This window comes from Psychrobacter sp. TB55-MNA-CIBAN-0194 (assembly GCF_040309505.1).
Classification (GTDB): Bacteria; Pseudomonadota; Gammaproteobacteria; order Pseudomonadales; family Moraxellaceae; genus Psychrobacter; species Psychrobacter fozii.
On sequence record NZ_JBEOOW010000083.1, the window covers coordinates 1 to 332 of the forward strand.

Below are 332 nucleotides of genomic sequence, written 5' to 3' on the forward strand. Positions count from 1 at the left end.
CTATTAATGGAGCGTTTACCGTTTCAGTTGATTGAAGGTATGCTTATTACCGCGCATGCGATTGGTGCCACTGACGGTTATATCTTTATCCGCGGTGAGTATATCTTGGCCGCTGAACGTTTGGTCGCTGCTATCGAAGAATGTTTGGCCAACAATCTCATGGGCGACAATATTTTAGGCTCAGATTTTAGTTTTAATCTGCATGTGCATACTGGCGCTGGACGTTATATTTGCGGTGAAGAAACCGCATTGATTAACAGCTTAGAAGGTCGCCGTGCTAACCCACGTACCAAACCCCCTTTCCCGCAAATCTCTGGTGCATGGGGCAGACC

The 332-nt window shown here is 47.0% G+C and carries 1 pseudogene; it reads left to right on the plus strand.

Annotated elements, in window-relative coordinates:
• Positions 1-332 (plus strand): annotated as a pseudogene (locus AAEY75_RS14340) (NADH oxidoreductase (quinone) subunit F); the annotation flags it as partial.